The 26,193-nt window shown below is 59.2% G+C and carries 24 protein-coding genes; 11 read left to right on the top strand and 13 right to left on the bottom strand.

Annotation, left to right across the window (positions count from 1 at the left end; translation table 11 throughout):
• Positions 1–17: 17 nt before the first annotated feature.
• Positions 18–1,202, bottom strand: coding sequence for a cation diffusion facilitator family transporter (locus tag VXJ24_RS02225; protein ID WP_330971285.1), 1,185 nt, complete (start codon positions 1,200–1,202; stop codon positions 18–20).
• Between the two features lie 167 nt (positions 1,203–1,369).
• Positions 1,370–1,972, bottom strand: a complete 603-nt coding sequence (locus VXJ24_RS02230; protein WP_330971286.1) for an MBL fold metallo-hydrolase — start codon at positions 1,970–1,972, stop codon at positions 1,370–1,372.
• Between the two features lie 199 nt (positions 1,973–2,171).
• Between VXJ24_RS02230 and VXJ24_RS02235 the strand changes: the two genes are divergently transcribed.
• Entirely contained in the window at positions 2,172–4,607 is a 2,436-nt protein-coding gene (locus tag VXJ24_RS02235) for an acyltransferase family protein (RefSeq protein ID WP_330971287.1), read from the top strand.
• Between the two features lie 78 nt (positions 4,608–4,685).
• On the opposite strand, the gene VXJ24_RS02240 is transcribed toward VXJ24_RS02235, so the two are convergent.
• Together VXJ24_RS02240 and larD are read right to left on the bottom strand one after the other, a co-directional pair.
• Positions 4,686–5,114: an FKBP-type peptidyl-prolyl cis-trans isomerase gene (locus VXJ24_RS02240; RefSeq protein WP_330971288.1), complete on the bottom strand. Its 429-nt coding sequence runs from the start codon at positions 5,112–5,114 to the stop codon at positions 4,686–4,688.
• A gap of 155 nt (positions 5,115–5,269) precedes the next feature.
• The gene (larD, locus tag VXJ24_RS02245) at positions 5,270–5,995 is read right to left on the bottom strand and encodes a D/L-lactic acid transporter LarD (protein ID WP_330971289.1); all 726 of its coding nucleotides are present in this window, start codon (positions 5,993–5,995) and stop codon (positions 5,270–5,272) included.
• A gap of 586 nt (positions 5,996–6,581) precedes the next feature.
• Between larD and VXJ24_RS02250 the strand changes: the two genes are divergently transcribed.
• Entirely contained in the window at positions 6,582–6,779 is a 198-nt protein-coding gene (locus VXJ24_RS02250) for a hypothetical protein (RefSeq protein WP_330971290.1), read from the top strand.
• A 281-nt stretch (positions 6,780–7,060) separates the two neighbouring features.
• On the opposite strand, the gene VXJ24_RS02255 is transcribed toward VXJ24_RS02250, so the two are convergent.
• The 3 genes from VXJ24_RS02255 to VXJ24_RS02265 form a co-directional block, all read right to left on the bottom strand.
• Positions 7,061–8,047 (bottom strand): Abi family protein, encoded by a 987-nt coding sequence (locus VXJ24_RS02255; protein WP_330971291.1) that lies wholly within the window; start codon positions 8,045–8,047, stop codon positions 7,061–7,063.
• Positions 8,048–8,794: 747 nt separating this feature from the next.
• Positions 8,795–9,799: a GGGtGRT protein gene (locus VXJ24_RS02260; protein ID WP_330971292.1), complete on the bottom strand. Its 1,005-nt coding sequence runs from the start codon at positions 9,797–9,799 to the stop codon at positions 8,795–8,797.
• A gap of 21 nt (positions 9,800–9,820) precedes the next feature.
• The gene (locus VXJ24_RS02265) at positions 9,821–10,513 is read right to left on the bottom strand and encodes an iron-sulfur cluster assembly scaffold protein (protein ID WP_330971293.1); all 693 of its coding nucleotides are present in this window, start codon (positions 10,511–10,513) and stop codon (positions 9,821–9,823) included.
• A gap of 206 nt (positions 10,514–10,719) precedes the next feature.
• Here VXJ24_RS02265 and VXJ24_RS02270 point away from each other — a divergent pair, with 206 nt between their 5' ends.
• Positions 10,720–11,301, top strand: coding sequence for a DJ-1 family glyoxalase III (locus VXJ24_RS02270; RefSeq protein WP_330971294.1), 582 nt, complete (start codon positions 10,720–10,722; stop codon positions 11,299–11,301).
• A 145-nt stretch (positions 11,302–11,446) separates the two neighbouring features.
• Positions 11,447–12,379, top strand: a complete 933-nt coding sequence (locus VXJ24_RS02275; protein ID WP_330971295.1) for a DMT family transporter — start codon at positions 11,447–11,449, stop codon at positions 12,377–12,379.
• 49 nt (positions 12,380–12,428) lie between these two features.
• Here the strand turns inward: VXJ24_RS02275 and VXJ24_RS02280 are convergent, their stop codons facing one another.
• Both VXJ24_RS02280 and VXJ24_RS02285 read right to left on the bottom strand, forming a co-directional pair.
• Positions 12,429–13,097, bottom strand: a complete 669-nt coding sequence (locus VXJ24_RS02280) for an AAA family ATPase (protein WP_330971296.1) — start codon at positions 13,095–13,097, stop codon at positions 12,429–12,431.
• Between the two features lie 722 nt (positions 13,098–13,819).
• Positions 13,820–14,257 (bottom strand): hypothetical protein, encoded by a 438-nt coding sequence (locus VXJ24_RS02285; RefSeq protein ID WP_330971297.1) that lies wholly within the window; start codon positions 14,255–14,257, stop codon positions 13,820–13,822.
• Between the two features lie 160 nt (positions 14,258–14,417).
• Here VXJ24_RS02285 and VXJ24_RS02290 point away from each other — a divergent pair, with 160 nt between their 5' ends.
• On the top strand, positions 14,418–15,326 hold the full coding sequence (locus VXJ24_RS02290; RefSeq protein WP_330971298.1) for a DMT family transporter: 909 nt from the start codon (positions 14,418–14,420) through the stop codon (positions 15,324–15,326).
• Positions 15,327–15,454: 128 nt separating this feature from the next.
• Here the strand turns inward: VXJ24_RS02290 and VXJ24_RS02295 are convergent, their stop codons facing one another.
• The 4 genes from VXJ24_RS02295 to larE form a co-directional block, all read right to left on the bottom strand.
• On the bottom strand, positions 15,455–16,171 hold the full coding sequence (locus tag VXJ24_RS02295) for a hypothetical protein (protein WP_330971299.1): 717 nt from the start codon (positions 16,169–16,171) through the stop codon (positions 15,455–15,457).
• A gap of 139 nt (positions 16,172–16,310) precedes the next feature.
• The gene (gene larC / locus VXJ24_RS02300; RefSeq protein WP_330971300.1) at positions 16,311–17,663 is read right to left on the bottom strand and encodes a nickel pincer cofactor biosynthesis protein LarC; all 1,353 of its coding nucleotides are present in this window, start codon (positions 17,661–17,663) and stop codon (positions 16,311–16,313) included.
• A gap of 8 nt (positions 17,664–17,671) precedes the next feature.
• A complete protein-coding gene (gene larB, locus VXJ24_RS02305; RefSeq protein WP_330971301.1) occupies positions 17,672–18,436 on the bottom strand; it encodes a nickel pincer cofactor biosynthesis protein LarB in 765 nt (254 codons plus the stop codon).
• A gap of 3 nt (positions 18,437–18,439) precedes the next feature.
• Positions 18,440–19,294 (bottom strand): ATP-dependent sacrificial sulfur transferase LarE, encoded by an 855-nt coding sequence (gene larE, locus VXJ24_RS02310; RefSeq protein WP_330971302.1) that lies wholly within the window; start codon positions 19,292–19,294, stop codon positions 18,440–18,442.
• A 147-nt stretch (positions 19,295–19,441) separates the two neighbouring features.
• Here larE and VXJ24_RS02315 point away from each other — a divergent pair, with 147 nt between their 5' ends.
• The 6 genes from VXJ24_RS02315 to nudC are packed head-to-tail and all read left to right on the top strand — an operon-like array spanning position 19,442 to position 26,129.
• Complete coding sequence (locus VXJ24_RS02315) at positions 19,442–21,397, top strand: BMP family ABC transporter substrate-binding protein (protein WP_330971303.1); 1,956 nt, start codon at positions 19,442–19,444, stop codon at positions 21,395–21,397.
• Between the two features lie 3 nt (positions 21,398–21,400).
• Positions 21,401–22,120, top strand: coding sequence for a metallophosphoesterase family protein (locus tag VXJ24_RS02320; RefSeq protein ID WP_330971304.1), 720 nt, complete (start codon positions 21,401–21,403; stop codon positions 22,118–22,120).
• 16 nt (positions 22,121–22,136) lie between these two features.
• Positions 22,137–23,642 carry an MBL fold metallo-hydrolase gene (locus VXJ24_RS02325; RefSeq protein WP_330971305.1) on the top strand — a complete coding sequence of 502 codons (1,506 nt, stop codon included), beginning with the start codon at positions 22,137–22,139 and terminating at the stop codon, positions 23,640–23,642.
• 35 nt (positions 23,643–23,677) lie between these two features.
• Positions 23,678–24,502 carry a Cof-type HAD-IIB family hydrolase gene (locus VXJ24_RS02330; RefSeq protein WP_330971306.1) on the top strand — a complete coding sequence of 275 codons (825 nt, stop codon included), beginning with the start codon at positions 23,678–23,680 and terminating at the stop codon, positions 24,500–24,502.
• A complete protein-coding gene (locus tag VXJ24_RS02335) occupies positions 24,499–25,224 on the top strand; it encodes a DUF554 domain-containing protein (RefSeq protein WP_330971307.1) in 726 nt (241 codons plus the stop codon). The genes VXJ24_RS02330 and VXJ24_RS02335 overlap by 4 nt, the downstream gene beginning before the upstream one ends.
• A gap of 20 nt (positions 25,225–25,244) precedes the next feature.
• Positions 25,245–26,129: an NAD(+) diphosphatase gene (gene nudC, locus VXJ24_RS02340; protein WP_330971308.1), complete on the top strand. Its 885-nt coding sequence runs from the start codon at positions 25,245–25,247 to the stop codon at positions 26,127–26,129.
• The last annotated feature ends 64 nt before the right edge of the window (positions 26,130–26,193 follow it).

The following is a 26,193-nucleotide window of genomic DNA, read 5'->3' on the forward strand; positions in this document are numbered from 1 at the left end:
ACTCCTTCTGCTGGTTTCTATTGGCGGGCCGATACGTAGCTGTGGTCGACGGTGATCTTTGGCACCGCATCCTTCTTGTGGGACTTGACGATAGCGGAGATCTCGCGCTTGAGCTCTTCGTCAGACATCTCGAGCGAGAACGGCTTCACGACGTCGAAGATCACGTTCGTGTGGGTAGGGCCGGGGACGCATCTCAGGTCGTGGACCGTGATGGCAGGATCGATCGTTTTCACGTGCTCGGCAATCCAGTTCCTCAGGTCCTTGACCTCAGGGTCGTCGGTCACGATCGGGTCGAGGTGGAGGGAGATGATGAGGCCCTCCTTGTCCTTGAAGTCCTGCTCGATGTTGTCGAGCGTGTCGTGGCTCTCCATGACAGACTCTTCTGCCGGCATTTCGACATGGGCGCTGGCAAACTGCCTGCCCGGGCCGTAGTCGTGGACCATCAGGTCATGCGTTCCCAGGACCCCCGGATAGCTCATGATCGTGTCGTGGATGTGCTGGACATACTCGGCCGAAGGAGCCTGGCCCAGAAGCGGGCTGATCGTATCTTTCACAAGCTGGGCGCCGGAGACGAGGATGAAGACGCCGACAGCGCAGCCGCATATGCCGTCCAGGTCCACACCCCAGAGGTAGGAGATGAGAGACGAGGCAAGGACGGCAGATGTCGTTATCACATCGTTTCTGGCGTCGACAGAGGTTGCCTGCAGGGTCTCGGAGTCGATCTTCCTGCCGACGAGCTTGTTGAAGTGTGCCATCCAGAGCTTCACGGCAATCGATCCCAGAAGCACGACGACAATGGCCCAGCCGAACTCGACAGGCTCGGGGTCCAGGATCTTCCTCACCGAGGAATTGATGAGCTCGAGGCCGACGGCGCAGACCATGACAGCGACGACAAGGCCCGCAAGGTACTCGAAGCGGCCATGGCCATAGGGGTGGCCTTCATCTGCCGGCCTGCTTGCAAGCTTGAAGCCGATCAAGGACACGATGCTGCTTGCCGCATCGGAGAAGTTGTTCACGGAGTCGGCGACGATGGAGACAGAGCCTGCGATGAAGCCGACCATGCCCTTGCCGAGAGCAAGCATGATGTTGAGGACGATGCCTATGAGCGAGGCAGTGTTTCCGGCATGCGTCCTTTCCTCTGGTGTGGGATTCTCAGGAATGGATGCTGCGATATGGGAAGCAATGAAGGGTGTCATTGCCATTTTCTCCTTTCAGGGACTCGACGTCCGAAGAGTTGACTATAGGGCCTTTGGTCACCTCTTTGTCACACAAGTGCAGATAATTGGCGAAATATGCATCCGGCATGCAGGAAGGGCAGGAGCGGCACGCCCGCTCCTGCCCTTCCAGACACTCGCGCTGCAGTTTCCTGTCAGAGCTCTATCTCCTCGCCAGGCTTCAGGAGCAGGGCGCTCGAGACGAGCTTCGCAAAGCGCAAAGCAAGCTCTTCTGAGTAGAGCTTGCCAGGATTCAGATGGATCGGCGTCACATGGCGGGCCTTCAGGATATTGGCACAGCGTGCTGCCTCGTCGATGTTCATGTTGAAGATGCCATCGCCAGGAAGGAAGGCATAGTCGATATGCATCTTCGAGAGCTCATCCTTCATCTGGTCTGTGTAGGAGGTGTCGCCCGAGAACCAGAGCGTCTTGCCATCGACCTTCACGAGGAAGCCGACACACTCATCCTTCGGATGGTTCGCATTCTCGGCGATGGTGGCTTCGACCGTGAAGGGGCCGAAGGTCTTCGCAACATAGGTATCAGGGTCGGGGTGGGCATCCATGTTCTGCCAGACGACGCATCCCGGCTTTCTGGCGGGAAGATCGAGCGCGTTGTGGTCGTAGTGCTGATGCGTCACGAGGATGAGGTCTGCCGGCTTGTCGTAGCCCTCTCCGGCATAGGGGTCGATATAGCAGACGGCTCCCGAATCCGAGGTGAGCCTCAGGCTTCCGTGTCCCTGATACAGCAGCTTTCCCATACGTGCCCCTTTCTGCGATGCCTCACTGAACTCGTATGTACCAACATTTCAGCACATTCATTCTTCAAGGCGACTTTTGGCATTTGGCCTGAAGAGGCAGGAAGCGCTTGCGCTACAGGCTACAATTGGAATGTCTTGCATTTTCGGGGGTAGCACCCTCTTATTTGTGCCTGCTTGGCAGGCAATTCCTGGAGGATAAGTGTCTCAACAGATGAAGCCAGCTGCTGCTCAGGCAGGTGCCGGCAGAGCTTCTGCCTCTAAGAAGCCCTATGTCGCCTCGCTTGATGGTCTCAGGGCCCTCTGCGCCCTGGGCGTCGTCTTCTACCATATGGGCCTTGGCTGGTGTCAGGGCGGCCTTCTCGGCGTCACGGTGCTCTTCGTGCTCTCAGGGTATCTTGCGATGGGCGGCCTTCTCCATGAGTTCGAGAAGACCGGCACGATTGCATCGGGCAAGTACTATCTCAAGAGGATCAAGCGCCTCTTGCCGACGTCTGTCGTCTACGTCGTCGTGTGTGCAGCTGCCTGCACGCTCCTGTCCCATCAGCTCCTGACGAAGATGCGGCCCGATATCGTGCCGTCGCTTCTCATGGTGCTCAACTGGTACAAGATCTTCTCGAACCAGTCCTACTTCGCAGCTGCAGGAGCGCCGTCGCCCCTGACGCACTTCTGGTCGCTTGCAATCGAGTTCCAGTTCTATCTCATCCTGCCGCCTGTGCTGTGCCTTCTTCTCAGGAAGAAGGTCCAGAAGAAGCACCTTGCCATCGGCTTGGGCGTCCTCACCGTCGCCTCTGCTGTCGCAATGGCGCTTCTCTTCGTGCCTGGCGCAGACCCCTCGCGTGCCTACTACGGCACGGATACGAGGGCGCAGAGCCTCCTTCTCGGCTGCCTTCTTGCCATCATCTGGCCCTTCGACAAGATGAGCGCCAAGGCGGCGGGCGATTTCGGCCAGAAGAAGCGCCTCGGCATCGAGCTGGCAGGTGCGGCCTCCGTCGTCGTCCTTCTCCTTATGATGCGCTTCACGGAGGGCTATACGTCCTTCACCTACTACGGCGGCACGCTCCTGATCTCTGCCATTGCCGCCGTCGCGATCGCTGCCTTGACGCCTTCTGGGACTGCAGTCGCCAAGGTCCTCTCCTGGGGACCTCTTGCGTGGATCGGCAAGAGGAGCTTTGCCATCTATGTCTGGCACTACCTGATCGTGCAGCTCATGGCCTCGCATAACGCGGCCTTGTCGCTTCCGTGGTGGCAGGTCGTGGTCGAGCTTCTGTTCACGTTCATTGCAGCAGAGCTCTCCTATGCGCTTGTCGAGATGCCGCTCCGCCGCCATACGCTCCGCGCGGTCATCCGCCGCGACTTCGTCCGCAGGAAGAAGGACCGCGAGCGCGCCGTGCGAGGGCAGAAGCCCTGCCGTGGCGTGTCGCGCAAGGTCCACGCTGCGCTCCTCAAGAGTCCCGTGAAGGTGCCCCAGACCGTCTGCGCCGCTGCCGTCATCGCAATTGCCGTCTTCGGCCTCATCCTCGTCCCGCCCGAGAATGCGATGGGCGGCACGAATGGCGCCCAGCAGGTGAGCGCTGCGACCCTGAAGAAGCCGCTTGTCGACGGCGTCTACGATGTCGTCTTCATAGGAGATTCGGTCTCACTTGGTGCCTCGACGGAGCTCAATGCCTCCTTCCCGCACGGCGTGGTCGACTCTGCTGTGGGCAGGCAGGCATCGGAAGCCCTCGATGTCTATAACAGCTATGCCAGCACCGGCGTTGTCGGGAATACCGTGATCTTCTCGATCGGCTCGAACGGCTACCTCGATGAGGATACGCTCGAGGCAATCTATGAGGCGGTGGGCACTGACAAGGAGCTCTGGTTCGTGAACGACAGGACACCGCGCGACTGGTGCACAGCAAACAACGACCTCCTTGCCTCCTTTGCAGCCGAGCACGAGAACGTCGGCGTGATCGACTGGTACGGCACCTCTGCCAATGAGTCTGGCTGGTTCTGGGACGATGGCACGCACCTTCGCCCGGAAGCTGCCCAGAACTTTGCAGACCTCGTCGTCAGCACGATCGGCTATGAGATTCCGACAGAAGAGAACACGACCTATTCCGTGCTCTTCCTCGGCGATGCCACGAGCATGCAGGCAGCAGACAAGCTTGCTGCCGCCTGGCCGCAGGGCATGGTCGACTGTGCCGCAGGCAGGACCGTCGATGCGCTGAAGGGCGACTGGGAAGGCTATGTGGGTGCCGGTACCGCAGGAAGCAGGGTCGTCGTGGCGCTTCCGACCGATGTGCCTCTCACGAAAGAGGGAGTGGATGCACTCCTTGACAGCATCGGATCTGAGCGTCAGATCTGGCTCGTGAACGGCAGGAGCAATGCTGCCTTCTGCGACTCGAACAACCAGATCATCGCCGATGAAGCTTCCTCTCGTTCCAATGTCCAGCTCATCGACTGGTACAGCGCATCCGAAGGCCAGAGCGGCTGGTTCACGTCAGACGGCGCAAGCCTCACGGATGAAGGTGTCGCTGCCTATGCCCAGACCGTCATCGACGCCGTAGGCGATGTCTCAGGCACGGATGAAGCGGCAGATGCTGCCAAGACCGCAACTGAGGGGACAGATGCCACAGCAGCGGGCGCAGCTGCCTAGACGGAGGTCCTGATAGCTACAAGAATGCGGCCGCACCGGGTGTCCGGTACGGCCGCATCTGCTATCTGGAAGAAGCTTTTACTCAGCGCTCAGGAGCGTGATCTCGAAGTTCAGGGCCTTGCCTGCCATCTCGTGGTTCAAGTCCACAAAGATCGAGCTCGGCGTGACCTTGGAGACGACAGCCGGGATAGGCTGGCCCATCGGGCCCTGGAGCATCACATGCTCGCCGACCTTGAGGGAGCGCATGTCCTCGGGCACCTGCTCCATCGGGAACTCGTAGATGAGGTCCTCACGGCGCTCGCCGTAGGCCTCGGAGGGCTCGAGATGGATGTTCACAGTCTGGCCGACCTCCATGTCGCGCACGGCCTCGTCGAAGCCCTTGATCATCTGGCCTGCCATGCAGGTGAACTCGAGCGGCTGGTTCCTGTCATAGGAGGAGTCGAACTTCGTTCCGTCATCAAGCGTGCCGGTGTAGTGGACGCTGACCTTCTTGCCTTCATTGCTCATGTGGGTATATCCAATCCTTCTCCGGTGAATACATGGGTCTAAGTGTACCCGGCTCTCGGCGCCACATGCCATCTCCATAGGAGAGGGGAGCGGCAGATGAAAAGAGCCAGCCTTGCGGCTGGCTCTGGGTTTCGCGCTTCTTGGGAATATCAGGATCAGAAGATGCCGAGGAAGAAGTGGACGAAGAGGGCTGCGATGGCAGCGCCGACGAAGGGGGCGATGCCCGGAACGGTCAGGCCGTACTTCCAGTTGTTGTCGCACTTGTCCTTGATCGGGAGCAGCTGATAGGCCATGCGGGGACCGAGGTCGCGGGCCTGGTTCATTGCGAAGCCCGTGATGCCGCCCATGCCCATGCCGATGGCCCAGACAAGGAGGCCGACGCAGATGGCAAGCAGGAGCAGATTGTCGCCTGCATAGTGGGCAATAGCGAGGATGCCGGTGATGAAGAAGAAGGTGCAGAAGGCCTCGCAGAAGAAGTCATGGGAGAGGTTGTTGCGCGTTGGGTTCGTAGAGAAGATGTTGCGCTGGGCAATAGGATCGACCTTGCCGACAGACTCCTCGAACTCATCCTTGTACATGAACCAGGCAGCGACAGCGCCGACGAAGCCGCCAAGCATCTCGGCAATGACATAGGGGATGAACATGGACCAGGGCACGAGGCCGAGGATGCACTGTGCCAGTGCCATGGCGGGATTCATGCAGATGGAGCCGCCGAAGATGAAGAGGCACACAGAGATGCCGAAAGACCAGGTCGTGATTGCGAACATATGGCCAGAACCCTGATACTTCGTGCCTTTGAGCACCGTATCGCAGTGCACGCCGACACCGAAGATGATCATGAGGGCCGTGCTGCCGAACTCCGCCAGAATGTTATAGGGCATCTTTTCTCCTTGGTCTCGTAGCCCACCCAATGACTCTCGCGGGCAATATACTACCGTTCACAGAAAATCATCGAATTGTGAAATACACAAACACATTGATGTTCCACTGAAACGTGTATGAATGCGGCTCTGACCTGCCAAGACAGCATGAATGCGGCATCTCTTGAAATGGATGGCAGAGTGTTGCCCATCGGTCTGAATGGAGCGAGGAGGCGCCATCCTCATGTGAGAGCAGGAAGGCGAGGCGTGACAGAAGATATGGGCAGATGGGCGTGGGTCTTCTGCCTGGCAGCACAGGATCGTCCTGAGAAAAGATGCGGCGGACAGAGAAGTTTGGCCAAGACAGCAGCATCAGGCATCGAACGAAAAAGGCGGGGATGCAATCAGAATAAAAACAGGCAGAACTGCTTCTGCAGTCCCGCCTTGCGAGGCCCAAAGGCTTTGCTGCCCGAACTATAGCGGCCAGAACCACGAACATGAAGGCCGCCAGGGAATCTGGAAGAAACTGGCGAAAACCAAGAGGGCACCAGAGCGGTCTGTGCTGCCCTGAAGTAACAGGCTGGGCAGACACAAGCCCATTATCGGCTTGAAGCAGCAGATTCTCTGTGTCGCATCGTTCGTGCTTGGCTACTTCTATCCTCTTGCCGGTGTCGTGCTCTACTTCGTGCAGAAGAAGCGCGGATCTGAGCCAGTCTGGCGCTTCTTCTCTCTTGCAGGGCCGATCTTTGCTGCAGCCATCTTCACTGCGAACTTCATCTTCTACAGCATCAATGGGTTTGCATAAGGCAGCCAGTCAAGATTTGCATTGAGGCGGTATCGGAGCACAAATCCGATGCCGCTTTTCTCTTTGGGGCTGATTATGGATAACGTATCGGTGGTCTCTCGAGAAGAGTCTATCTGCAGGAAACAAATGATGCTTGTCAGACAGAGAAGCCAAGCGATTTGCAGCAGATGTCTTGCCAGCACATTATCGTCTGTCTCGAGATAAAAAAGTAGGCAGGACCGCTTTCGCAACCCTGCCTTATAAAACCCGAAGGTTTTGTTGTCTGGCACTATTATGCCCAATCAGAACCATGAGTCAATGAGAACCATGAGGAAATCGAGAGATGAGCGTATTGTGTCGTTGCTCAACATCTGATTGGAGGCCGTCACCATATCGTCTTCGAGATGCTGCATGTCTGAGATAGCTCGCAACCTGCTTGTTCCCTCCTGTACCATTTGGCTATGCAGATATAGAAGCGTAGCAATCGCTTTCAAGCATGGATTTGACATTCGTGCTGTTCTTACACGATGTGAGAGGCCTGTCGAGGCAAGCGCATTTTGTAATGAAGGCGTTGCCTGAAATCTATTGTCATGCGTACGGAGGCCATTGAGCATATCTGAAGAATGGGTGCAGGCATTTCGGACGTATTGTGCCTGACGAAGCATGTAATGTTCGACTTTTAGGTCTTTGTCGCCCCAGCGGTCAGCGCAGTAGAGATAGAGGCTTGCGAAGCTGCCGAACGAGAGGACCTCCATCAATACCCAGAGTGGCATCTCGTTCAGATCACCGTACTTTCGCACAAGGTCCCCGACGAAGGTATCGCGGGAAAGCATCGCAATCTCTCTTTCTCTTCTGTGTCGTTCGCTTGCGCTAAGCTGTGCAACGTAATCGGCTGAAATCGAATAGCCATCCTCGTCTTCCTGCGCAGTTGCTATGCGCATCAGCTTTGTCCGGGCGGCATGCTCGACATCAAGTGTGAGCGGAAGAAGCGCATAGCGGAGGTTTCGGTCCAGAGAGGCAAGAGACTTCAGATATCCGAAGTCGAGATCGATGTACTGCCCATCGCGCGTGCCACCTACCCGCTTCTGGAAGAGCACACGGTATGCCGCAATCTTGAAGAAATAGGTCCGGTCCGTGAGATAGGCTGCAGCCTCTTCCTCAGAACAGAGACGGAAGGTCACACCCTTGCTCTTCAGATGATTGATCTGCTCATCGATGCTGAGCATTGGCTTGGCTGGATGATGCTGGCCACTTGCTGGTGTGCCAATTTTGATGCGCTGTTCCTCCATGATGGCTCCTTTCTCAGGGGCCATATCATACGCTCGAAGCCGATATAACTGCAGGGATATCTGTGAACATAAACGCAGGTAGATAGCTATGTTTTGTTAGATTGCTGATAGATAAGAGATGATGTGGCTGCGCAGCGAAGATATCAAGGCATCCATGGCATGAATGCAGGGATTTCTTGGACGGCAAAATGGTGAAATGCATATGGCAAGGAGAAATCTGCCTGATATGAGGCAGGCGTACGGGTGCGTAATATAAGGCAGCCTTGCAGGGATGAGCGCTGCGCTATACGGAGATGCTTCAACGTTGAGGCTGAGCTTGCTTTGCAGGGATCGAACGACATCCTGCCTGGCAGAGTGGATTCCAAGCGCTATGCGTCGGTAGACGACCTATTTGCAGATTTGGAACGCATTGAAGAGCGGATGGACGAGCTGAATGTCCTTATCGAGGCCTGTAAAAGAAAGGTTCCTGACAGTAATTGACTGTCTCGAGGCAAAAAATGAGGCAAGCCCGCTTTCGCGACCCTGCCTTGCAAAACCCGAAGGTTTTTCTGTCTGAGGACATGCTCTCAGATTCAAACAGGAAATCAAGTGCCGGCGAAAGACGGGCGAGGGTTCTGTAACCGACTTGGAATTTCCAGACGAATTGCTGCGGGGGAGTGTCACTGCACTTTGCTTCTCTGCATGAAAAAGCCGGCTCCCACAGAAGTGGAAGCCGGCTTGCAGTTCGAAGGAATAGCCTCCGAAGCCTTACTTGTTCAGTGCCTCTTCGACAGCGACAGCGCAGGCAACGGTGCAGCCAACCATCGGGTTGTTGCCCATGCCGATAAGGCCCATCATGTCGACGTGTGCCGGCACGGAGGAGGAGCCAGCGAACTGGGCGTCAGAGTGCATACGGCCCATGGTGTCGGTCATGCCATAGGATGCAGGACCAGCGGCCATGTTGTCCGGGTGCAGGGTACGGCCAGTGCCGCCACCGGAAGCGACGGAGAAGTACTTCTTGCCGGCAGCGAGGCGCTCCTTCTTGTAGGTGCCCGCAACGGGGTGCTGGAAGCGCGTCGGGTTCGTGGAGTTGCCGGTGATCGAGATGTCGACGTTCTCGTGCCACATGATGGCAACGCCCTCGCGGACGTCGTCAGCGCCATAGCACTTGACCGCAGCACGCGGGCCGTTGGAATACGGAATCTCGCGGACGATCTCGAGCTTGGAGGTGTAGTAATCGAACTTGGTCTGGACGTAGGTGAAGCCGTTGATACGGCTGATGATCTGTGCTGCGTCCTTGCCGAGGCCGTTCAGGATGACGCGGAGCGGCTTCTTGCGGGCCTTGTTGGCGTTGTTGGCAATGCCGATTGCGCCCTCAGCGGCTGCGAAGGACTCGTGGCCTGCGAGGAAGCAGAAGCACTCGGTGTCCTCGCCGAGAAGCATTGCGCCCAGGTTGCCGTGGCCAAGGCCGACCTTGCGCTCGTCTGCAACGGAGCCAGGGACGCAGAATGCCTGCAGGCCCTCGCCGATTGCGGAAGCTGCCTCAGCAGCGGTCTTGCAGCCCTTCTTCACAGCGATAGCGCAGCCGAGGGTGTAGGCCCACTTTGCGTTCTCGAATGCGATGGACTGAATGCCGGTCGTGATGTCATACGGATCGAATCCGAGGTCGGTGCAGATCTTGCGGGCGTCCTCGAGGTCCTTGATGCCATACTGCTCGCATGCCTTGTTGATCTGGGCGATGCGGCGCTCATAGCCTTCGAACGTAACTGCCATGTTTATCAGCTCCTTTCCTGGTTACTCGACACGCGGATCGATGACCTTGGCGGGGTTGTCCCACTGACCGTAGCGGCCCATTGCGTCGTCTACAGCCTTCTGGGCGTCGACGCCCTTCTTCAGGGCATCGGTGAACTTGCCGAGGTTCAGGAACTCGAAGCCGATGATCTCATCGTTCTCGTTGAGTGCCAGATGCGTGATGTAGCCCTGCGTGAGCTCGAGGTAGCGGGCACCCTTGGCCTTCGTGCCGTACGTGGTGCCGACCATGGAGCGGAGGCCCTTGCCGAGGTCGTCGAGGCCGGTGCCGATAGGCAGACCACCCTCGGAGAATGCGGTCTGGGAGCGGCCGTAGACGATCTGGAGGAACAGCTCGCGCATAGCGACATTGATAGCATCGCAGACGAGGTCGGTGTTGAGGCACTCGAGAATCGTCTTGCCCGGAAGGATCTCAGCTGCCATTGCAGCGGAGTGCGTCATGCCGGAGCAGCCGATGGTCTCGATCAGGCACTCCTCGACGACACCTTCCTTGATGTTGAGGCTAAGCTTGCAGGCACCCTGCTGCGGTGCGCACCAGCCTACACCGTGCGTGTAGCCGGAGATGTCGCTGATCTCCTTGGCCTGGACCCACTTCCCCTCCTCGGGAATTGGTGCAGGTCCGTGGTATGCGCCCTTGGTGACGGGGCACATCCTCTCCACTTCTGCGGAATACTGCATGGATTCTCCTCTCCAAACGCAATCGGCCTCAGACCCCCTATGAGCCAAGGCACAGCTTGCTAAACCGATAATACCGCGAACGCGGATATGCGCCATTCTGAATTTGCAGATGGTGATTGTCCTCAGAAAATGGCCAGATAGGGGCCAGAAGGCTCAAGGGTACAATTGATGGGAATAGCAAGTTGCTCAACGAAAGGAGCAGAGCTGTGACATTCAGGCAGACATCTGACAAGAAGGTTGCGGTCTTCCTTGCCAATGGCCTCGAGGAGATCGAAGGCCTCACGGTGTGCGACCTTCTCTATCGTGCTGGCATCCCTTCCGATACGGTCTCCATCACGGGCACGAAGGACGTGACCTCGTCTCATCAGATCCATATCGTGGCAGACAAGAGGATCGAAGATCTCGACTTCGACGAGTACGACATGCTCGTGCTTCCGGGCGGCATGCCGGGAACCTTGAATCTCGGTGACTGCAAGATGCTGACGGACAAGGTCGTGGAGTTCGCCCAGACCGGCAAGGAGATTGCTGCCATCTGCGCTGCTCCTTCCGTCTTTGCAAAGCTTGGCCTTCTCAAGGGCAGGCATGCGACGTCGAACCCGAACTTCAAGGATGCCTGCGTCGAGGGTGGCGCCATCTACTCCGAGGCACCAGTCGTCGTTGATGGCAACATCATCACTTCCCGTGGCATGGGCACGGCCATCGACTTCGGCTTTGCTATCGTCGAGCACTATCTCGGCGAGGCAGGGGTCGAGGACCTGAAGCCGAGGATCGTCTGGCAGGGAAAGTAGCCCTGCTTGCATGAGCGTCCCATTCCGGCTACCATGGCGCTGCAAACAATTCGTGGTCGTTTCCGGGCTCTGCCATCTTTGCGCTGCGCAGCTACTTCAGCTGTGCGGCGCTTTTTTGTGCGCAGATGCCGGACAGGGAGGTTTCATGGCAGAAGAGAAAGGCGCCAGGCAGAGCCTTGCCGCCTTCGAGATGCTTCTCGGGGGAGCAAGCTATGGGTTCATGGCAACAACGTACAAGCTGGCCTATGCAGCAGGCTATAGCTGGCAGGAAGTCGTGGCAGCGCAGGCCTGGACAGGATGCGGCCTCTTCGTGCTCCTGGCGCTCATCGAGGCTCTCAGAGGGACGAAGCTCGTGCGACTGCCTCTCCGCGAGGCAGCCAAGCTCATGGGGCTCGGTGCGCTCTCGGCCGTGACTTCGTCCTTCTACTGCTTCTCGATGACAAGGCTCGAAGCGTCCGTGGCCTTGACGCTCCTCTTCCAGTATTCCTGGCTTGGCATTCCGGTGCAGCTTGTGCTCGATGGCAGGAAGCCGACGCGCAGGGAAGCCATCTCTGCAGCGTTGATCGTGGCGGCGACGCCCATAGCAAGCGGTGTCTGGCGGCATGGGCTTTCGGGGCTCGATCCTGCCGGTGTTGCCGCAGCTCTTGTTGCAGCTCTGAGCTGTGCCACGTTCCTTGTGCTTTCGGGGCGCGTGAGCCCCGCATGCGGAACAGGGGAGCGCGGCACCCTCATCTGCCTTGGGCTGGGATTGGCATCGCTTCTGGTCTGCCCTGCCTATATTCCTTCGGGTGTCTTCTTCTCTGGCATGGCGCCCTTTGCCCTCATGGCGGGGCTTTTCGGGATGTTTCTGCCGGTGCTTCTCTTCGGGCTTGGAGGTCCTCATCTGAGTGCCGCTTCGGCAACGGTCCTTGCCTCGGCAGAGCTTCCGGCGGGCCTCTTCGTGTCTGCGCTTGTACTCAAGGACAGCGCCGAGCCGCTCCAGTGGGCAGCGGTGGCGCTCATCCTCGGAGCGATTGCCTTCTCGCAATATCAGGGAAAGGAGCACGGTTCAAGACGAAGGACGATCCAGGAGGTCTGAATCTGCAGTCGCGCCATTCATTCCGAAACGCGTACGCGCACTTTTCAGGCTACGAGCGGCAAGCCCGATAGAAGGCAGCTCCGATTTCGGTCTCGCTCGTCGGCTCGTATACCTGCTCTTTCTGTCCGCCAAGATTGATGGCGCGGAGATATTGGCTGCGCAGGTTGTTCGATGCGCCTGAACCGCGGAATTTGATATAGCGGTTGTCCGGATTCGTTGTGGTGAAGACAAGGCAGCTGGATGGCAGACATTCCAGCGGTCTGAGATTGTGCGCTGTGAAGATGAGCTGGCCTTTGCCGTGGTCAGAGATTGCTTGGAGAATCTTGCCGAGGAGGAATTCGAAGATTCCCGAATCGAGCTCATCTATGACCAGACAGACATTTTCGTCGCTATAGACGTCAATCAGACGTCCGAGAATGGAGACGATTTTCTTGACGCCTTCAGATTCGCAGTGGAAGGGAACATGGATATCCCCTCTGCGCGAGAGCAGCTCGACACGCTTTCCGGTCTTCCCATTATCCAGCGTCTCTTCGTTGAGCTCTTTGAGCTCCGGAGATAGCCCCGGAATGATAGCGCCTAGAACTTCGTTTTCCATCTTGATGGTTGCATGAAGCTCAGGACAGATTGATGCTGGCACAACAGATGATCTGTCTGATCGGAGCAAAAAATCTCTGAAGTATCTGCTATCGCCATCCGGTGTGAAATCCGATTTTTCCATCAGGCGTTTCAAGCCATCTGGGGCAGGGAAAGGAAGCAAATTGAAGGCAAACGAGGCTCGGCGGGTAGTGCTGAAGACTTCCAGCTTTGCTGATGCATAAGCTGAGAGGAGATGATGCCAGAAAGGGGAAGGAGCGTGCGCTTGAAGGCTTCTTCGCCGGCATGCGAGATGGTCCCCTCCTGCATGCGGTCGGCGCAGCCTTTTCTGACAGCATCGACGAATCCTCCGAATGCCTTCGAGAAGGTTTTAGAGGCGCTTGCCTGCTCGGATGAACGCTGCGAGACCGTCAGCTCAAGGCTGGCTTCCGGTCCTGCCAGATTTCTGAGAGCACGCCAGCGAATCTCCGGAGCGAGCGCAAAATCTTTTCCTGTATCGCCGAGGCCATAGGCAATAAGGGTGCGTTTTGGCAAGCCCCTCTGCTCCAGCAGGCAGGGAGCGTCCGCGCATCAGCTGCTTCAGGCATGAGAAAGCGTCGACGACTGCTGTCTTGCCCGAACCGTTCTGTCCCTAGATGCCGGCAATGCATGACCAGAAATCGCTGTCGCGGAATTCTATGGATCCAAGATGGGCGTTTTTGATGCTCGAGCCCGATCTTTCGTGCGCGAATCACGGCAATCCCTTTCCTTGGTTGCGTGATACGTTAATAGGAAAGGAAAATCGCCAATTAAAACGGTATATCGCAATGTATTCACGTCTATAGGGCTTATCGAAGGAACTGATTGCTAACAGGGCATGACCAGCATGCCGAAGAGGTAGAGGTCGATTGCCCCGAGCCCTGCTCCGATGAGGAGAGAGACGATGCCGAGCATGATGGCGGAGGAGCGGCTTGTCTTGATGAAGGTCGGGTCCTTCTTGCGGTAATAGATGTGCTGCGGCTTCTCATTGTCGAAGCGCTTCTGCACAGCATGCTCGTCGTAGGTGTCCCTTGTCGTGCTCTCATAGGGCTCACCGTCGATCTCATAGGCAAAGCTCACATGATAGATGTGGGGTGCTGCGGGCAGATGGTCTGCTGCCACGAACGTGGCATCGGTCTTCTTGAAGGCTATGAGCGGAAAGAGGATTTCGCGGATGCCGAGGACGAGAAAGAGGATCGTCAGGGGAGCCAGTGCATAGCTCAGGATGGCAAGCTCCTGGTCGGTCAGGTACGAAAGAAAGTTCACGGAGATCCTCATCCTTCCCAGGACGTTTCCTCATCATCACCTTCGCTCTGGCATGGAGCCGAAGGTGCGGCATCTACCGTATACTACAACGGAATGAACAAGCCATATGCTGTCTGGTTGTGATGAAATGCCGACTACTTCCCGCCGCGAGCTTCCTCCCGTGGTCTACAAGCTCCTGATTCTTTCCGCTGCACTCTTCTGGGGAGGCTCGTTTGTCGTCCTGAAGGATGCCATCAATGCGGTAACGCCCTCCTGGCTCCTTGCCATCCGTTTCTCCCTTGCCGCTCTTGTCCTGGGCTTCATCTGCAGGAAGAGGATTGCCCAGAACTTCGACAGGAGCCATCTTTTCGTAGGGGGCGTGACCGGCCTTCTCAATGGCCTCGGCTATCTCGTGCAGAACATCGGCCTTCTGGGCACGACGCCGGGACGCAATGCCTTCATTACGGCCATCTATTGCGTGATGACGCCGTTCTTCTACTGGGCCTTCGCAAAGAAGAGGCCTGCCATCCACAATGTGGTCGCGGCAGTGCTCTGCGTGACGGGTCTTGGCTTCCTCTCGCTGGGAGACGATTTTTCGCTCTCGCTTTCCTGGGGCGATATCCTGACGCTTGTCTCTGCCGGCTTCTTTGCCGCAGAGATTGCCTCCTATGCCTGCTTGGCAAAGGATGAGGATCCCATCACGCTCACGGTCGTCCAGTTCTGCGCCTATGCGATCGTCTGCGCTATCGGCGGCCTTCTGACGGAGCCCCTGCCTCCTGCCTCTGCCTTCACGCAGGACTTCTGGCTCCAGATGGCCTATCTCGTGATTGCTTCGAGCTGCCTTGCTACGGTCGCCCAGAATATCGGCCAGAAGCATGTGCCTGCTGCAGAGGCGGCGCTCTTCCTTTCCTTCGAGAGTGTCTTCGGTGTCCTCTTCTCGGTGCTCTTCGGCTATGAGGCGCTGACGCTCACGCTCTTTGTGGGCTTTGCCTTCATCTTCGTCTCGATGCTCATCACCGAGCTCATGCCGTCGCCCGAGGCACGGGCTGTCGAGGCCGAGCTTGCGGCAGGGGGAAAGCCGGAGCTGTAGGAGCTCTGGCCCCACAAGAGAGACAGAGCAGACCCTCCGCCATGAAAAAGCTGCCGGGTACCGCATCAAGCGGACCCGGCAGCTTCATGTTCAGATACCTACCGCGTCAGGCTTGAGAAGTCCAAGGGCTACTCGGCGTGAGGACGGCGACGCAGGAAGTCGAAGATGGCGGCGATACCGAGAGCGGCTGCTGCACCGGCGCCTGCCATATCGTTCGTGTCGGAGATGTTCGGCAGGGCCTCTGCGCTTGCTGCGGCAGCAGGCTGGGCTGCAGTCGTGCTTGCTGTCTTTGCAGAGGCCATGTGCTTCGGCGCGTAGGCGTCGCTCATGGTGCCCCCAGGCTGTTGCGCGTTGTCGATCTGCTTTACGGCATCGTCGATTGCCTTCTGGGAATCGTGGTCAGCCTGTGCCTTCTTGAGGTCATCGGCGGTCTTCTGCTCGTTTTCGGCAGCGGCGTCGTAGGCGTCCTGGTCTTTCTGGGCCTGGGCATCCGCGAGGTTCTGCTTCGCGGTGGCAGCATCTGCTGCTGCCTTGTCGTGCGCTGCCGTTGCCTCATCGAGTGTCTGCTTGGCAGACTCGGTCGTGGTGGCAGCCGTCTCGGTCTGAGCTGTATCCTTCGCAGGCGCGGTTTCAGATGCGGACTCCTCTGCGAGAGCCGGCGTCGCCGTCATGATCAGTGCGCCTGCAGATGCAGCAACGGTTGCTGCTGCCAGGATGTTCTTCGGTGCCTTCGGCTTATCGGTCTCTTTCAGATGCTTTGGCTCTGCGCTTCTCCTTATGATTTCCCCTTTCTGAGCAGGATGTGACGGATGCGGCTGGCCGGGAATGGTGTGGCCTCGCCCCATCCTTGCTCCCATCATTGTTCAAGGAGGCTTCAGGATGCTGCGCAGCATTTGACAGCCTGAGGGTCTCCTGCAGAAAGAAGAGAGCCGGAAGAGCGAAGATGCTCTCCCGGCTCGTGTGAGCGCTTCTGAGAAGATCGCCTCAGGCGTCGAGGCTCTTGAGCGCAAGCCTCCATGCCATCTGGAATGGCAGCCCCTGTGCCTTTGCCAGCGCGGCGACAGAATCGTATTCGGGATAGGCGCGCTCGGTGCCGTCCGGCATCGTCACGATTTTGATGCTGACCGGGCCGATCTCGGCCTGGATGGTCTCGATGCGGCGGGGGAGGGTCGTCCTCTGATAGGGATAGCGGCGGATGCCTATAGTCGTCGTGTCCTCGAAGAGGATGCGCTCGAGGGCTTCCCGCTTCTCCTCGGTGCAGAGGACCTGGATCTGCCAGCCGGGCCTTTCCTTCTTCATGAACACGGGCAGGAAGTGCGCATCGAGGGCGCCGGCATCGAAGAGATGCTCCATCGCGTAGCCAAGGGCCTCTCCTGTCGCATCGTCGACCTCGCACTCGAGCTTCCAGACCGTGCCAGCACCACCGCAGGCATTCTCTGTCGCGGCCTTCTGCTTCGGGGCATCTTGAGACTCGATGAGGTAGGCACGTACGGTGCTCACGGGGTGGTAGTCGCGCTTGCCAGATCCTATGCCGGAAGCAAGGATCTTCCAGGAGGAGGGGAGCGCCTCTTCGGTCTTCAAGGCTGCTGCGATCGCGGCGCCAGTCGGCGTCACGAGCTCGCCTTTGCGCTCTGTCGTGGCAAGTGCGAGCCTGTGGCTCTCGCAGATATTTGCGACAGCAGGCACCGGAATCGAGAGGACACCGTGCTGCGTGCGGATGCGTCCTGTGCCCTCGGCAAGCGGCCCCACATACGTCCGCTCGATATCAAGGTCGTCGACACAGACGGCTGCTGCCACGGTGTCGACGATGGAGTCGACAGCACCGACCTCGTGGAAATGGACCTCCTCGACGGGCACGCCGTGGGCATGAGATTCTGCCTCGGCGACGATGCGGAAGATCTTCTTTGCAAGCTCGTTTGCACGCGGCGTGAGCTCGCCCGCATCGATGACGGACTCGATCTCGGCGAGGCCACGGTGCATGTGGTGATGCTCATGATCGTGTTCATGTTCGTGGTCGTGATGGTGGTCGTGACCATGCTCGTGTTCGTGCTCATGATCGTGGTGATGGTGATGCTCGTGCCCGTCTTCGCCGTCGAGCCCGCCATAGAGCCATGCCATGTCGTGGTCGTGGTTCTCCTCGTCGAGCTCGACATCGAAGTCGGTGGCCACGATGCCTGAGACCTGCTTCTTCGAGATCTTCACCTTATAGCCATCGAGCGGCAGGCTCGAGAGTGCCTGCTCGAGCTTTTCCTGGTTTGCGCCCAGATCGAGGAGGGCGCCTACGACCATGTCTGCGGAGATTCCTGTCTCGCAGGACAGATACAGCATGTTGCTCATAGCTCAGCCTACTTCCCTACATGATTGATGAGGTTCGCCTGATAGCCTGCCCCGAATCCGTTGTCGATATTCACGACCGAGACGCCGCTTGCGCAGGAGTTGAGCATGGAGAGAAGCGCTGCCACGCCGCCGAAGGAGGCGCCGTAGCCGACGCTTGTGGGAACGGCGATGACGGGGCAGGCGGCAAGGCCGCCCACGACGGAGGCAAGCGCCCCTTCCATGCCGGCAACGCAGATGATTGCCGCTGCATGCTGGATATCGTCGGTGTGGGCAAGGAGGCGGTGTATTCCGGCAACGCCGACATCGTAGACGCGCCTGACCTCGCTTCCGAGCATCTCGGCTGTCACGGCTGCCTCCTCTGCACAGTAGAGGTCGCTCGTGCCGGCAGCAAGGACAAGGACGGTGCCTTGGCCGTCAGGCGCAGGCGGGTTGCCGATGATGCCGAGACGTGGGATGGGCTCATAGCGGAATGCGCTGCTGTCGTGCAGGAGCTTCTTCGCAGCTTCGGCCTTCTCCTCGTCGAGCCGGGTGATCAGGATGCGCTTCTCGCCGGCATCCATGAGGGCGTCCGCGATGCCTGCAATCTGTGGGGCAGTCTTTCCGGCACCGTAGATGACCTCGGCCGCTCCCTGGCGGATGCCGCGGGAAAGGTCGGGCACGGCGTAGCCGAGGTCGACAAGCGGTGCCTCCCCGATCCTGGCGGTTGCATCGTCTATCGAGACGGTGCCTTCCTGGACCTCGGCCAGAAGGGCCTTGAGCTCTGCACGTTCCATCCCTTACGCCTTCTCTTCTGCAGCGAGCGTCTCGTTCATGGATCCTGTGCGGTATCCCAGAAGGTCCATCGTCACATAGGAGAAGCCGATCTTCTTGAGCTCATCTGCCACCTCGAGCCTCAAGTCAAGGAGCTTCTGGAGCTCATCGGGTGCAACCTCGATGCGGGCGATGGCGCCGGTCTTTCCCTCCTGATGGATCCTCACGCGGAGCTGGTGGAAGCCGAGGTCGAGCAGGAACTGCTCGGATTTGTCCACCATGGCAAGCTTCTGGCGCGTGATCTCCTCGCCGTAGACGAAGCGGGAGGAGAGGCAGGCAAAGGACTGCTTCTGCCAGGTCGGAAGGCCCATCTCGTGGCTGAGGTCTCGGATTTCCTGCTTCCAGAGATTGGAATGGCGGAGAGGCGACTTCACGCCGAGCTCGGCCACGGCCTTGAGGCCGGGGCGGTAGTCTCCCTCATCGTCCATGTTCGAGCCTTCGAGGAGATAGGAGAAGCCTTCCTCGTCCTTCTTCTGAAGGATCTCCGAGAAGAACTCCTTCTTGCAGAGATAGCAGCGGTTCGTCGGGTTGTGGCTGAAGCCGGGGATATCGAGCTCCTCCGAGGCGACAGAGATATGGCGGATGCCTTCCTTCTGGCAGAAGTCCTCTGCCTCGTGGAATTCCCTTATCGGGAAGGATTCGGAGCGGGCGGTGATAGCGATTGCGTTGTCGCCGAGCGTGTCATGGGCGACCTTCAGAAGGAACGTCGAGTCGACGCCTCCGGAGAAGGCGACGGCGACCGATCCGAGCTCCTGAAGATATTGCTTGAGGGCATCGAGCTTTGCGTGCTCTTCTGCAGAAGCGGTGAATTCATCTGGCATGTAGATCCTTCCGTACGTGGCTGTCACTCAAAGGGTAGCAAATAGGCAGGGTTTGCATGAGACTCTGTAACGTTCCGGACAGAAGAAATAGCGGGGCCTTAAAACCTTATAGTATAAGGGCTATGAGAACGTGCGTGAGGTGATAGCGTGGACGAGAACTACCGCAAGGCGATGAAGCAGGGCGAGCGCGACTGCAGGAGGGCGCAGGCGCAGGGCCGCCATCCCTATCTGACAGCGCTCGATTCGATCACGGGCGAGGAGTCGTTTGCCGGCGAGAAGCCGCTCGGCACGTTCGAGATTCCGCTCTCGCAGGTCGTGGGCACCCGTACGGAAGGCCGCCAGGTCGCGTTCTCGCGCACGTTCCTTCCGATCCTGCCCCAGAACTCCGAGTTCGCGATGAAGTGGTCGCACCTCTACGACATACAGGTCACAGAAGGCTTCCGCGATCCGATCAAGGTCTATGAGTTCCTGCACCGCTTCTATGTGCTCGAAGGCAACAAGCGCACTTCTGTCATGAAGTACCTCGGTGCCAAGACGATCGAGGCTGAGGTCACACGCCTGGTCCCGAGCGAGGCCGATGGCACCTACAACGAGTTCCTTGCCTTCTTCAAGGTATGTCCGCTCTTCGAGATCGACTTCACCCGCGAAGGCTCCTATGCGAAGCTTGCTGCCTGTTTCGGCGAGGACCTCGAGCATCCCTGGCCCGATGAGCGTGTGCACTATCTGAGGAGCACCTACTACTTCTTCGAGGAGATGTTCCTGCGTGCTGGCGGCTGGCACCTCGATGTCACGGCGTCGGATGCCCTCCTCATCTATCTCTCCTTCTTCGGCCAGGACAATCTCCTCGAGACGCCGTCCCAGATCGTGCTCGAGCGCATCCAGAGGATCTGGAAGGAGCTTGTCTTCCAGGGCTCCACGCTCGACGGCGAGGAAGGTCCGGTCGTGCTCGTGGACGGGCCGAAGGTGGCTCCCCGGAGCCTCATCTCCCATGTCCTCGGGCGCCTGCCGCAAGGCAGCCAGAAGCCCGTCATCGCTGCCTTCATCCACGAGGAGACAGCAGCGGAGTCTGCCTGGGTGCGTGCGCATGAGGAAGGCAGGAAGGAGATGGCAGAGCGCCTCTCCGGCGTCGTCGAGACGCTTGCCTATGAGGGCTGCTCGGACGATACGGCAGTCGCCGGAGCCATCCAGGACGCCGTTGCCCAGGGAGCGAGCATCGTCTTCACGACGTCTCCTACCCTCATGCAGGCAACCGTGAAGGAAGCGGTCATGCACCCCGAGGTCCGCTTCCTGAACTGCTCGATTACGCTGCCGCACCAGTCGGTGCGCTCCTACTATGGGCGCATGTATGAGGCGAAGTTCGTGCTCGGTGCGCTTGCGGCAAGCCTCTCCGAGGATCACAGGCTCCTCTACCATGCCCATGTCCCGATCTTCGGCACAGTATCGGAGATCGATGCCTTCGCGCTCGGAGCAGCCCTTGTCGACCCTGCAGCAGAGGTCCTGCTTTCCTGGTCGAAGCGCGGCGAGCAGACAGAGTTCTTCCAGGCAGACCTCGAGAAATGGCAGGGGGCTCCGCTCATCTCCGGAAACGATGTGACAGCCCCTGTCGGCGAGCCCTCTGCCTTCGGCCTCTTCACGCTCGAGGAGGGCCACGTCCACAACCTCGCCGTGCCGGTCTGGCACTGGGGCCGCTACTACGAGCTCATCATGAGGAGCATGCTGCAGGGGGCGCTTCCGCCGGCACTCCAGGATGGAGACGGCAGGCTCGAGCTGCCGAAGCCGACAGGAGATGCCCAGGCTGTGAGCTACTGGTATGGCCTTTCTTCCGGCGTGATCGATATCGTGCTCGCGCCGGGACTTCCTGAGTCCTCGAAGCGCCTTGTCGGGCTCCTCGAGCACGATATCAAGGCCCGGACCCTCGAGCCCTTTGCAGGCGAGATCGCGCTCCAGGATGGCAGGACGATCGACGGCACGAAGCTTGCACCGTCCGACATCGTCTCCTGCGACTGGCTCTGCCAGAATGTGCGGGGCGGCCTTCCTGGGGATTGGAAGCCGGCCGAAAGCTCGCTTCCCGAAGTGCCTCAGAACACCCAGAAAGGTGCGTGAGGGATGCGCATCCTTGCTATTGCCGACGTCGAAGAGAAGCTGCTCTGGGGCTCCTTCAACAGGCGCCGCTTCGAGGGCATAGACCTCATCCTTGCTGCAGGAGACCTCGATCCCGACTACCTCGAGTTCCTTGTTACGATGCTGAACAGGCCGCTTCTCTATGTGCATGGCAACCACGATGACAAGTTCAGGAAGTCGGCACCGGGAGGCTGCATCTGCCTCGACGGCTCCGTCTATGTCTACCAGGGCATCCGCATTGCAGGTCTTGCCGGCTCCCGGAAATACCGGGACGGCAAGTATATGTATACGGAGCGCGAGATGGCACGGCAGATCCGGCGCATTGACCCCCAGATCAGGCTTCTGGGAGGGCTCGATATCCTGCTCACGCATGCGCCGGAGCGCGGCGTCGGCGACCTCGAGGACCTGCCGCATCAGGGATTCGAGTGCTTCGATGAGTTCGTCGAGCGCTGGCATCCCCGCTACCACATTCATGGGCACGTGCATGCGAATTATATCCCGGACTTCAAGAGGGAGCGTGTGCTTGCATCCGGCACCCATGTGATCAATGCCTATGGCTATACGACGATCGATGTGCCTCCAGCGTCCCAGCTCTCCTATGGATGGAAGGAGTCCTGGGTGAACAGGCGCTGCCTCAAGAAGAGCGACGGGCTCACGGCCCAGGAGGCAGGCGTGCTCGGCGCCGGCCACACGTATTTCGGCTGACCGGGAGGATCTCAGCATGCATCGTTCATTCGTGCTCGCGCTCAACGACAGGCCTGGGTCCTTCCTGGCGCAGGAGCGGCTCTTCGCGGCCCATGGTCTCGATATCAAGCGTGTGAGCTACAACAAGGTCATCGATGTCCATACCCTCTTCATCGAGGCGGAGGGGGAGGAAGAGGCCCTCGATGCAGCAGAAGCCGAGCTCAGGGAGCGCAGGGTGCTTGCCGGCCAGCGGCTCTGGGGTAGGGTCGTACTCCTCGAGTTCGAGCTGCCCGATGCAGAGGGGGCGCTGACACCCTTCCTCGAGCTCTGCGAGCGCTACGGCTTCTCGCTCACCTATCTCAATGCCCGTGCGAAGGACTACCACGTGGGTGCCGCCTTGGATGCCCTTGTATCTGAGCCTGAGCTGCCGGGTGCAGAGATCGTGCGCGCCGGCCTCTATGTGGAGGATCCGGCACGTCTCCAGGTCTTCCTCGACGAGGTACAGAGGATCTGCCCCTGCCGGCAGCTGCCGTTCGGGCGCGAAGGCTACCTGATCGACAACACGCTCTTCTACGAGCCATTCGCGAAGGACATCTCGAAGATCTGCGGCTTCACGGAGGCGCAGGCAAAACGGGTCATGGTGAACGCAAACAGGCTCATCCAGGTCCTCGAGACGACGAGTGCAGACCCGTTCAAGCCGTTCGACTACATGCGCCAGTTCGCAGAAAGGATCGAGCGCTACCGGGGAGACGGGTACGCCGAGGCGGTGCGCACGACGCGCTTTACGGCGCCAGGCGGAGCCCAGTGCGCCCTGATTGAGCCGCCCTGCGGCTCTGATACCTGGATCCTCTTCGGCGACGAAGGCCTGCTCTTCGTCGATACTGGCTTTGCGGTCTACAGAGACGAGCTGGCGCGCGAGATCGAGGCGCTCTGCCCGGGCTGGAAGCCGGGCGAGGGCACCGTCCTTCTGAGCCACGGAGATGCGGACCATTCGGGTGCCATCAATCTTTTTGCCCATGCCCTTGCCTCGGAGCATGTGATCGAGAACTATGCACGGCAGCGCGAGGGACGTCCCGACTGGCGCGAGCGCGACCCGCGCGGCCTTGCCTATTCGAGGCTTGCAAACCTCTTCAGCCGCTATGAGCCGCCCGCGGCGGAGCTCTTCGAGAGCCTCGGCAAGCGTCCCGAAGGGGCAGATGAGCCTATTGCCCGCTGCGTCGATGCAGACGGAGACCCTGTGACGCTCGACTTCGCCCCCTTCTCCTTCGAGGTCTATGAGGGGAAGGGCGGGCATGTGAAGGGCGAGACCGTCCTCATCGACCGGACGCAGCATCTCTGCGTCTCGGGCGACATCCTCATCAACATCCACGGAGAGACGCGTCCCCAGTCCGAGTTCAACCGCCTGGCACCGTTCCTGCTCACCCGTGTGGATGCGGTCCCCGATCTTGCCCGTGCCGAGCGCAAGTATCTGATCCGCCTTCTTGGTCCGGGGGTTTGGCAGATTCTCGGTGGTCACGGCGCTGTGCTCACAAGGCAGTCGTAGGATTTCTGGGAGACCACGAGAGACAAGGGGAGACCATGCCAAGCTGGACGAGGACAGAGCCGGTAGAGGCAGCATTCTTCGATGCAGACGGAACGCTCCTGTCGTTTGCGACGCACCAGATACCGGAATCGACGAAGCAGGCGCTGCACGAGCTCAAGCGGGCAGGTGTCAAGTGCTTCCTTGCGACAGGACGCCCTCCCTATCAGGTCGATATGATCGATATCGAGGACATGGAGGCCTTCATCCTCTTCAATGGCCAGTTCGTCCTGAACCGCTACGGCGTGATCTTCCAGCAGCCGATCGACCCCGACGATATCAGGGTCGTCGTCGACCAGGTGCACCAGGGCCTCTACAACTGCGCCTTCATGGAGGCGACGAAGTGCTATGTGAGCGGACGCGATGAGCTCCTCGAGCGTGCCTTCGAGGCAGCCAATATCGATATGCCGACAGAGGATATCGACCAGGCGCTCGACCACGATATCATCCAGCTCAACATCTTCCTGGGACCCGGCAAGACCGACATCGTGACCAAGAACACGAAGCATCTGAAGCTCACGCGCTGGAGCCCGAACTTCGTCGATGCATTCCCGCTCGGCGGCGGCAAGGCCAGGGCGGTGGCCCGCATGCTCAGACACTACGAAATACCTCCCGAGCATGCCATCTGCTTCGGAGACGGCGGCAACGACCTCGAGATGTTCGGCGTCGTCGGCACCTCCATCGCTATGGGCAATGGCAACCCCGAGGTGAAGGAGTTTGCCGACTACGTGACAGACGATGTGGACCACGATGGCATCTGGAATGCCTGCGTGCGCCTCGGCCTCATTCCCGGCAAGCTCGGAGGGAATGGCGCGAACCAGTGAATCTCTTCGGTGCGCTCGTGAATGGCCTTGCGGCATCAGGCGGGGCATTTGTCGGCCTCACATTCCGGAGCCGGATCTCCGAGGACCTCGGCACCTTCCTGATGAAGGGCATGGGGCTCTGCGTGATCCTGGTCGCCGTGGAAGGGATGATGAGAGACGCATCGGTCGTGACGATCACGCTCTCGGTTGCCTTGGGCGGCGCTCTTGGCCATGCGCTCGACCTCGACGCTCTGATCTCGCGCTTCGGCTCCTGGGTGGAGCAAAAGCTCGGCCCGGCGGCACCTGCCGAGCAGAAGGCAGCAAGCCCCGGCTTTGCCCGAGGCTTCGTCTCCTCGACGCTCTTCATCTGCGTGGGGTCGATGGCAATTGTGGGATCGCTCGAGGCGGGCCTTGAAGGCGATGCATCGACGCTCTTCGCGAAGTCCTTGATTGACTGCGTCGTCTGCATGCTCATGGCGGCGACGCTCGGCTCGGGCACCGTGGCCTCAGGCCTCTGCGTCTTTGCCTATGAGGCTGTGCTCACGATCCTTGCAGGAGCGGTGGCGCCGTATCTCTCGGATGCGACCATCTCCCAGATGCTTGTCACAGGATCGCTCCTCCTTCTTGCCATTGCCTTCGATATGATGGACATCTGCCATATCAAGACAGCCAATCTCCTGCCGGCAGCCTTCCTGCCGCTTGTCCTCTATCCCCTGATATCGCTCGTGCCGGCGCTTGCCTGAGGCACAGAAAAGAAGCATCCATGATTCAGGAAATCGCTCCGTACGTCTTCGACAATGCCTTCAAGGCGCTCGATCCCGAACCAGGAGACTATGTCCTCCACTATGCTGCCAATGCGTCCTGGACAGGGGCAGACAGCATGCGGGTGCACGGCAAGGGTATGCTTGCGCAGGAACGTGATGGAGAGCTCGTGCTGCCGAAGCTTGCGGACTACGCACGGAAGCCTTCCTGTGTCTATCTCTTCTCGATCGACGACAAGCGATTCTTCCTTGCGACCGATGTGCTCGTCGAGGTCAAGGGATCCTTCCGCTACCTCTCCGTCTCAGGCTGCCGGTTCTATGAGCCACGCTGGCTGGCATTCGCTGCCATCACGGGCTACCAGCTCTGGGACTGGCGGCAGCACAACCGCTACTGCGGTGCGTGCGCCGCCCCTCTTGTCCATGCACCGCGTTCCCGCGAGCTTGTCTGTCCGTCCTGCGGAAACATCGTCTATCCCCGCATTAACATCGGCGTGATCGTCGCAATCGTGGACGGCGAGAGGCTCCTCCTCACGAAGTATGCCGGAAGACGCATCACGCACTATGCGCTTGTCGCCGGCTATACTGAGGTTGGAGAGACGCTCGAGGAGTGCTGCCGGCGCGAGATCGCAGAGGAGGTCGGCCTTTCCGTCAAGGACCTCACCTATGTCACGGACCAGCCCTGGTCCTTCTCGGATACCCTGCTTGTCGGCTTCTTCGCCAGGCTCGACGGCTCGGACGAGCTCACGGTCGACGAAGGGGAGCTCAGCCTCGCCGAGTGGGTCGAGAGGAAAGATCTTCCGAAGACGCATGAGGACACCTCGAGCATGACAAACTGGATGATCGAGCTCTTCGCGAAAGGGGAGGACCCGTTCAGCAGGAAGGCTTAGGCCATTGGAAGCAAGCCATACAGAATGAAGCCCCGGAGCATATGCGCTTCGGGGCTTCCTGCAT

It is taken from the genome of Olsenella kribbiana, assembly GCF_036408795.1.
GTDB lineage: Bacteria > Actinomycetota > Coriobacteriia > Coriobacteriales > Atopobiaceae > Olsenella_L > Olsenella_L kribbiana.

Excerpts from the sequence above, each read along its gene's own strand:
- VXJ24_RS02225 (WP_330971285.1), bottom strand. The coding sequence starts at position 1,202 with ATGGCAATGACACCCTTCATTGCTTCCCATATCGCAGCATCCATTCCT.
- VXJ24_RS02230 (WP_330971286.1), bottom strand. The coding sequence starts at position 1,972 with ATGGGAAAGCTGCTGTATCAGGGACACGGAAGCCTGAGGCTCACCTCG.
- VXJ24_RS02240 (WP_330971288.1), bottom strand. The coding sequence starts at position 5,114 with ATGAGCAATGAAGGCAAGAAGGTCAGCGTCCACTACACCGGCACGCTT.
- larD (WP_330971289.1), bottom strand. The coding sequence starts at position 5,995 with ATGCCCTATAACATTCTGGCGGAGTTCGGCAGCACGGCCCTCATGATC.
- VXJ24_RS02255 (WP_330971291.1), bottom strand. The coding sequence starts at position 8,047 with ATGGAGGAACAGCGCATCAAAATTGGCACACCAGCAAGTGGCCAGCAT.
- VXJ24_RS02260 (WP_330971292.1), bottom strand. The coding sequence starts at position 9,799 with ATGGCAGTTACGTTCGAAGGCTATGAGCGCCGCATCGCCCAGATCAAC.
- VXJ24_RS02265 (WP_330971293.1), bottom strand. The coding sequence starts at position 10,513 with ATGCAGTATTCCGCAGAAGTGGAGAGGATGTGCCCCGTCACCAAGGGC.
- VXJ24_RS02275 (WP_330971295.1), top strand. The coding sequence starts at position 11,447 with ATGGCAGAAGAGAAAGGCGCCAGGCAGAGCCTTGCCGCCTTCGAGATG.
- VXJ24_RS02280 (WP_330971296.1), bottom strand. The coding sequence starts at position 13,097 with ATGGAAAAATCGGATTTCACACCGGATGGCGATAGCAGATACTTCAGA.
- VXJ24_RS02295 (WP_330971299.1), bottom strand. The coding sequence starts at position 16,171 with ATGGGGCGAGGCCACACCATTCCCGGCCAGCCGCATCCGTCACATCCT.
- larC (WP_330971300.1), bottom strand. The coding sequence starts at position 17,663 with ATGAGCAACATGCTGTATCTGTCCTGCGAGACAGGAATCTCCGCAGAC.
- larB (WP_330971301.1), bottom strand. The coding sequence starts at position 18,436 with ATGGAACGTGCAGAGCTCAAGGCCCTTCTGGCCGAGGTCCAGGAAGGC.
- larE (WP_330971302.1), bottom strand. The coding sequence starts at position 19,294 with ATGCCAGATGAATTCACCGCTTCTGCAGAAGAGCACGCAAAGCTCGAT.
- VXJ24_RS02320 (WP_330971304.1), top strand. The coding sequence starts at position 21,401 with ATGCGCATCCTTGCTATTGCCGACGTCGAAGAGAAGCTGCTCTGGGGC.
- VXJ24_RS02325 (WP_330971305.1), top strand. The coding sequence starts at position 22,137 with ATGCATCGTTCATTCGTGCTCGCGCTCAACGACAGGCCTGGGTCCTTC.
- VXJ24_RS02330 (WP_330971306.1), top strand. The coding sequence starts at position 23,678 with ATGCCAAGCTGGACGAGGACAGAGCCGGTAGAGGCAGCATTCTTCGAT.
- nudC (WP_330971308.1), top strand. The coding sequence starts at position 25,245 with ATGATTCAGGAAATCGCTCCGTACGTCTTCGACAATGCCTTCAAGGCG.